This window comes from Flavobacterium chryseum (genome assembly GCF_004362015.1).
In the GTDB taxonomy this organism is placed as follows: domain Bacteria; phylum Bacteroidota; class Bacteroidia; order Flavobacteriales; family Flavobacteriaceae; genus Flavobacterium.
On record NZ_SNWW01000023.1, the window covers coordinates 1 to 8,360 of the forward strand.

Sequence of the window (8,360 nt, forward strand, 5' to 3'; positions counted from 1 at the left end):
TGCCAGAATAAAACCGTAATCGGCTGTGGGCTGCGCATCAAAAAGGTAATCTGCATGCTGTCCCCCATATGATTTTTCCCAAAGAATATCCTGGCTGTAAGTAAAAAAGGGCAGTAAAATAAGGAGCAGTAGGTAAAGTTTTTTCATAAGCGTATAGGATCATTAATTTAGATTTGCGCGCAAATCTAGACTATTTGCAGATGAATATTTTACGGCTTTCCTCATTTTGGAAAATAAAATTAATTATCACCAATATCTAAAATTAATAAGCCTTAAAAATCAATGATTTTGAAGGCTTTATGTGTTTTTGTTTGTGATTAAACATCTAAAAATATTTAATCATGCTTCGCTCAATCTCTTCAAATCACATCTAAAATGGTTCGAGAATTGTCCCGTTAGGGCTACTAAGTAAAGCTTCAGAGAAATCTGGAGCTTTTTTTATTTTATTTAATCCGCTGGGCTTATATCCCCCACGGCGGATACCGGTGAGTCTTCGCTGTGGTGAACTACTAAAAGAAAGTAAAAGCCTGAGAAATATAGATTCTCAGGCTTTTTTTTGTGATTCGAAAAATCTTGTTTCATTTTTTAAAAATAAAAAACCACATTTTCAAACGAATGAAAATGTGGTTTTTAACTTATATATGTTTTTTAATTTACTCGACTATTATTTTTCTAACAACAGTAGATCCTTCACTTTCTAAATGCACATAATAAATCCCTTTTGGTAATCCTGATAAATTGATGCTATTAGTGTTTGAACCATTAGTAAATTTCGTAGCCGTTACCAACTTTCCTAATACATCGTACACGGTTGCTTTTTCTAACACAATGTTGTCAATATGTAATTCTCCTTTGGTCGGATTAGGGTAAACGACAATTTTGTCAAAAACAACATCTTCGATTCCTAAAGTACAAGCTGTTTTCGAATAAATTGCTGTTGCATCTTTGGCTGTTGACCAATTGGCATTAGCATAAGCAACATCATCTACCACAATACAGGATAGCGAAGCATTTGTTTTGAAATTGACATTGACCAGTTTGCTATTGTTTCCATTGTTTAAATTCAAAGAAGTCAATTTATTGTTGGAACAATTTACATCTGTAAGAAGTGTATTCTTAGAAAGGTCTAAACTTACTATTAGATTGTTAGAACAACTCAATTTAGTCAACAATACATTTTTAGAAACATCTAAGGCCGTTAGTTGACTGGCAGCGCTGGTTTTTGCATTGATTTTTTTAGTGGTTGTTACGATACCATCACAATACAGTTCTGTAAGCTGGGTGTTTTTAGAAACATCTAGAGTCGATAATGGATTTTTTGAACAATCTAAATATTTCAGTGCCAGATTGGAAGATACATTAATTGAAGTCAATAAATTTCCCTGACAGTTTAAGGTTTCTAGTTTTGAAAAATATTCAATTCCTGACAAACTGGTGATATTAGAATTGGATACATCTAAGCTAGTTATATTTGTTATACTCGCCAGCAATACAGAACCGTTTTTGCCATCTGTATCGACTCCTAAAGCGATTAATTGGTCTTCAAAGGCACTACTAACTGCAACAACACCAAAACAATTATCAGAATAACTTGCTGTAGCATCTTTGGCTTTAGCCCAATTGGCATTAGAATAAGCAACATCATCCACCTGAATACAGCTTAAATTGGCGTTGTTTGTAAAATCATTGTATAAGCTTAAATTAACATTCTTTCCATTCTTCAAATTTAAACTTGTCAATTGATTATTAAGACAATATAAACCCGATAAAGCGATATTTTTAGAAATATCTAAATTATTCAATTTATTATCATTACAATATAAATTTTTCAAAGCAGTATTTTTAGAAACATCTAAAGTAGTTAATTGATTACGATCACAACGTAACTCTTTTAAAGCTATATTCTTGGAAACATCTAAGGCCGTTAATGTATTAAGATAACAACTTAAAGACTGTAAAGCAGTATTTGTAGAAACATCTAAAGTAGTTAATTGATTACTAAAACACTCTAAGGTAGTTAAAGGAGCATACTTAACATTTAAAGTAGTTAATTGATTAGCTAAACAAGATAGGTAGTTTAAAGCAGTATTTCTAGAAACATCTAAAGTTGTTAATTGATTAGAATCACAAAATAAAGTGCCTAAAGACACAAAATCCTGAATTCCTGTTAAATCGACGATGGAACTATTAGAAACATCCAAATAACCCAATGAAGAAATACTGGAGGTTAACACTTTTCCGTCAGGAGCACCGGAATCAATCCCCCTGGAGATCAATTTCTTTTCAAAATTTACATCCGGGATAAGGGTGTATATAAAAGAAGAGCAACTTTCAGCATAACTGGCCGTAGCATCTTTTGCGGAACCCCAATTAGCATCAGAATAAGCAACATTATCTACCTGAATACAGCTTAAATCAGGGTTGTTTGTAAAGTTTTTTGTGCTTAAAGAACCATTATTTCCATTCTTTACATTTAAACTCGTTAATTGATTTGAACTACAGTTTAAGGAATTTAAAGCAATATTCTTAGAAACATTTAAAACCGTTAATTGATTTCCGCTACAATTTAATGTATTTAAACCCACAAAGGCTTGAATACCGCTTAAATCAGCAATAGCACTATTTGATACATCCAAAGAAGTTAATGTGTTTATTTTTTTAGTTTGCACTTGTCCATCAACTGTGCCAGAATCAATTCCTAAAGAAATTAACTTTTTTTCAAAATTCACATCATAAATAAACGTGTAAGAAAAGCAATCTGGATTATAACTTGCAGTTGCATCTTTGCTTGTAGCCCAATTGGCATTAGAATAAGCAACATTATCTACCTGAATACAACTTAAATTAGGGTTGTTTGTAAAATTTTTGGTAATTAAATTAACATTATTTCCATTTTTTAAATTTAAACTTGTTAAGTTATTAGAATAACAATTTAACTCCGTTAAATAAGTACTATTAGAAATATCTAAAACTGTTAATTGATTATTATAACAATTTAAATTTGTTAAACCAATACCCTTAGAAACATCTAGACTTGTTAATTGATTATTATGACACTGTAAATCTGTAAAAGTATAATTAAAACTATTTTGAAAAAGATTTAGGCTTGTTAATTGATTGTCATAACACCATAAAGATCTTAAAGAAGTAATTTTAGCAATACTCAAATTTGTTAATTTATTAGAATAGCAATATAAAATTCTTAAAGCATTATTCATAGAAACATTTAAAACCATTAATTGATTCTGAGAACAATTTAAGTCCAGCAAAGCAGTATTCTTAGAAACATCTAAAGCCGATAACTGATTATTTTCACAATGCAAAGTCTGTAATCCTACAAAATTTTGAATTCCGGTTAAATCAATAATAAAGCTTGAAGAAACATCTAAAGAGGTCAATGTGTCTATATTAGATGTTAACACTTTTCCGTCAGGAGTTCCAAAATCAATTCCTAAAGAGATTAATTTTTTTTCGAAATTCACATCAGGAATAAGAACGTATGAAGAGCAATTTGTGCTATAACTTGTCGTAGCGTCTTTTATTGAAGTCGCACTCCAATTCTTCTTAGAATTAGTTTCATTATCTACCTGAATACAACTTAAATTAGGATTGTTTGTAAATTTGTAGGTGCTAAAACTAGAATTATTTCCGTTCTTCAAATTTAAACTTGTTAATTGATTTGAATTACAGTCTATATATCTCAAAACCGTATTCTTAGAAACATCCAAAGTTGTTAATTGATTTGAGTAACAATACAGCTCGACTAAAGATGCATTCTTAGAAACATCTAAAACAGTTAATTGATTCGAATAACAATATAAATATATTAGAGCAGTATTCTTAGAAACATCTAAAGCTGTTAATTGATTAGAATAACAATATAATTTTGTTAAAACAATACTCTTAGAAATATCGAAACTTGTTAATTTATTAGAATAACAATGTAATTCTTTTAAAGAAACATTTTGAGAAACATTTAAGCTTGTTAATTGATTAGAATAACAACGTAAATTTGTTAAAGCAACATTCTTAGAAACATCTAAGGCTGTTAATTGATTATCGTAACAATATAAAAAGGTTAGCGCAACACTCTTAGAAACATCTAATGTCGTTAATTTATTAGAATAACACGTTAATTGTTCTAAAGCAGTATTATTAGTAAAATCTAAAGCTGTTAATTGATTAGAATAACAAACTAAATATTTTAAAGCAATATTTTTAGAAAGATCTAAAGCCGTTAATTGATTATTGCTACAATTTAATGTCTGTAAAGCTACAAAATCTTGAATTCCGGTTAAATTCGTAATAGATCTACCGGAAATATCCAAAGAAGTTACCCCAGAAATCTTAGATGTTGGCACTTTTCCGTTAGCAGTTCCAGAATCATAACCAAGGGAAATTAACATTTTTTCAAAATTCACATCAGGAATAAGAGTATATTGAACAACAGCTGAGCAATCTAAACTATAACTTGCCTGAGCATCTTTGGCTGTCCAATTTGCATTTGCATAAGCCACATTATCTACCTGAATACAGCTTAAGTTATTACTATTAAAGGCACTATTTGTCGATAATTTAGAATTATTTCCATTCTTCAAATTCAGTCCCGTTAATTCATTGTCAGAACAATCTAAGTATGTTAAAGCAGTATTCTTGGAAAAATCTAAAGTCTTTAATTGATTCTCATAACAATGTAAAATTGTTAAAGCAGTGTTCTTAGAAACATCTAAAGTTGTTAATACATTATGATAACAACGTAACTCTGTTAAAGCAGTATTCTTGGAAACGTCTATACTCGTTAAGTAATTGTCTCCAAAACTCAAGTATGTTAATGCGGTATTCTTAGAAACATCTAAAGCGGTTAATCGATTGGTATCACAAAGCAAAGATTTTAAAGCTGTAAAATCCTGAATCCCTGTTAAATCGGTAATGAGACTTACTCCCCTAACATTTAAAGTAGTCAGGGTGTTTATTTTTGAAGTCAAAACTTTACCATCCGGTGTGCCGGAATCAATTCCCTGACGAATTAGTTCTGTTTCAAAATAAGTATCTGGGATAAGGGTATATTGGGCAAACGATGATAAACTGGCTAAAAATAGTAATAAAAGTAGTTTTAATTTCATACATAAATTTTTGTTAATATTAAGATACCAAATGTATAGAATATTAACTAATATCTTACGTAAGGTGTTAAAGAAATAAAGAAATTTTCACTTGTAAGAATATTTTGTGACAGAGTCTCTAAATGAAATTCCAAACTTCTAATAAAAGGTTTAATTTTGCATCAATAGGATCAATATTTAGAATATAAATAAATTGATTGCCACAGACATTAGATCCAGAAAAATAGTAGTGAGTGATTTTATTTTCTTTAAATCATCTAGAAAATTGATACAATTTTTTTTAATAAGGTTGTGGTTGAAATTTTTAATTCTTGCCTTACTTCTTATTCCCAAACCTTCTTTAGTTAATTGAATAATATTCTGATTTATATCTCCTTTATAAGCCAGATATGCATAATTTTCAACTCTGGTTTTCCCGCATGCTCTGCAAATATATCTTTGATTACCAGACTTTGTCTTTCCCTATCTTTATTATCTTTCGAATATTACCAACACATTTGTAACCCTAGTCTGGTTTGACTCCATTTTTTTCGATTTTAGGCATTATAAAATAAAAAAACAGCTCAAAGACTGTTTTAATTTTTATGCGATATTAATATAAATATCTGATATTCTGTAAATGTTTATATGCATAATTAACCAACAACACATCTGATACATTACCGAACTTATAAACAAAAAACAGCCACAGGGATATTCCTGCAGCTGTTTAATAAATTTTATTAAATAATTGTATCGTTTTTTAAGGACGGCACAAAGCTATAATATTTCAAGTATTTATCCTGCAAAAGCTTCTGCAGTCAGGCGTACAGGAGGACATCCATTGTTGTAATAAACAGTAGCTATTGCTGTTACTCTTGTAACACAACTAACATTAGTAAAATCTAAGATAATTTTATTATCGATTAGAGTACTTAAGAATGGATTTGTTATAGTTCCGCTTCTTTTATTATTTATTTCAGCTAATTGATCGTCTTCAACTATAAATCTAGGACCGCCTTCTAATTTTAAATCTATTTTAGAAACATTTTGTTTCCAATCAATAGCGCAATTTGAAGGGGGGATTAATGTTAAGAACCCTAAAACACTTTGGCTGCCACCTCTACAAATAAATCCTAGTTCTATTGTTGGAGCACAGCAAGCAATTCCTCCCCCTGTAGATTTTACTATTGGTAGAACCGGTCCGCAAATTTGTCCTGTTGAATCAGTTCCGACCGCTTGTATAGATCCGCTTAGAAAATTAGATCCAGTAGTAACTGTAGCAGTAGAACCAGTCCCGTTAACTGTTAAACTTCCACTTGGATTAATAGTCCCTGGAACGACACTCCACGTAACATTACTTACAGCAGGAGTGCTGTTATATTGATAGGTAGTAGTAGAACCAGCAGTAACAGATGAAAAAGCATTCTCTGTATTGACATTACTTACTGTTGAGCCAGAGATATAACAAGTGATTGCGCCAGAACTAACTGATGCTGATTTCTTTGTCAAGTTAGAACTTTTGGTAGAACTATTAGTTTGTTGTGATTGATTATCATCATTAGAACATGCCAAAAATATTGAACTAGTAAATAAAGAAAGAAATAAAATGCTTAAATAAATTTTTAAATTTTTCATAATTTAATTTTTTTACCTTTTGCAGTATTACTGCCATTATAGACGAAAACTTTAGGTGTAGATTTGGGTTAGTTGTTCCGTCTGGTCAGATTATTTTAACTTTGATTTTTACAATCCGTAATAAAAATTAATTAATGGTATATCAAAGTATCCATAAACTTTTTTTAGAAACGCTGAGTTAATTTTATCTAACTTTTCCTAATATTTATATTTTAATCAAATATAATTTATTTAATTAGTATTACTTTACGGGAAACCGTAATACCTATATTTTTTATTAATATTATATTTACATAATAAGGGATATTCGATTACAGCTTCAATCCGATTCTTTTTCTTGATTTTCTCAACACCCCTTTCTCTTATTAATTCTGCTGCATCGAGCATTTTGATTATATTAATGTAAGGCGTCGTGAATTCAAATCAGGATCTCCGACACTAGGAGACAAGGAAATTTCTATGATTTGAAATAAAAACATTCAAATTCTTCAAGAGTTTTTTCATCAAATGCTTTTGAAATACAATAAAAGGATTTTCGTATTGTTCCTTTGTAAGCGACTAAAGATGAAATATTGTTTTGCAACGCAAAGACGCTGCGATTTTAGACATTATAAAATAAAAAAACAGCCCAGACTGTTTAATTTTTATGCGATATTAATATTTGATTTTCTGTAAGTGTTTAGATAGAACAATTAATCACCAACACATAGGATACATTACCTTGTAAAATTATTTAATAGGTACTGATTCTCAATATCTTTTAGTTTAGAAAAACAAAAACCACACTAGTAATATATTGCCCATTTGATACATTACCTAAATTGAATGTTACTACATCTCAGGAAATAGTTCTTTTATATCTAAATCTGTTGAACTTACAAAATTGCTAAAAGAAATATTTATGAAGTAAAACCGTCAAATTTATATAAAATGAATTGTACATTTTACAAAAACCTCCAAAATAACTTTGGAGGTTTATAATTTTCAGGACTTTATATAGGCAAATCAAAAATGAATATCTTTGGGATTTACCACTCAGCTGATGATAACTCCAAATATAAAAGAAACATTAATCGTATTTCACAATTTGGTTTAATATTGCTGGTATTTAGTTTAGTTTATACTATCCTTGAACGAGGGTTGCTAGGTGACCTAAACTTTTATCCGTCATCTGGTAATCTATACATCTTTTGTCGAAATGTTATAGCTATTTCACTTACTAAACCATTTGAAGTAACTCACAAAATTGTACTTACTTAAATTGTGACCTATTCAAATGGACAATATCCTATGATATTGATTATATGCATGTTAATGGGAATGCAATTAATAGTTAACCTCTACGATACATACAAACCGCTTCTCAAGAAAAAATCAAAATAATTATCTTACAAATCAACTTGAAAATAAGCCAGTTTATTTAAATCTTGCATAAAATGATTTGTAATTTGTATTGTAGTCACAAAATTAAATCTTATTTCTAAAAATGGGATTTTTTTTATCGGTGTTTTTATTACTTACCTTTTGTATTAGGATTAACAGAAAGTGACCTTAAAAGATTTTGTCTTAGCACTACCAAATTATTATTCTCTCATTCTTCGGCAAAAACATCTTATCTCC

2 protein-coding genes and 1 pseudogene are annotated in these 8,360 nt (G+C 29.7%); all 3 read right to left on the reverse strand.

All coding sequences use genetic code 11. The annotated features are described in order from the left end of the window. Positions 1-653: 653 nt before the first annotated feature. The 3 genes and pseudogenes from EV143_RS21090 to EV143_RS21100 all read right to left on the reverse strand — a co-directional run bounded on the left by EV143_RS21090 (position 654) and on the right by EV143_RS21100 (position 6,614). Complete coding sequence (locus EV143_RS21090; RefSeq protein WP_133509887.1) at positions 654-5,123, reverse strand: T9SS type A sorting domain-containing protein; 4,470 nt, start codon at positions 5,121-5,123, stop codon at positions 654-656. 263 nt (positions 5,124-5,386) lie between these two features. Continuing rightward, positions 5,387-5,648: pseudogene (locus EV143_RS22015) on the reverse strand (IS1/IS1595 family N-terminal zinc-binding domain-containing protein); the annotation flags it as partial. A 252-nt stretch (positions 5,649-5,900) separates the two neighbouring features. Continuing rightward, positions 5,901-6,614: a hypothetical protein gene (locus EV143_RS21100; protein WP_133509888.1), complete on the reverse strand. Its 714-nt coding sequence runs from the start codon at positions 6,612-6,614 to the stop codon at positions 5,901-5,903. Positions 6,615-8,360 lie beyond the last annotated feature (1,746 nt).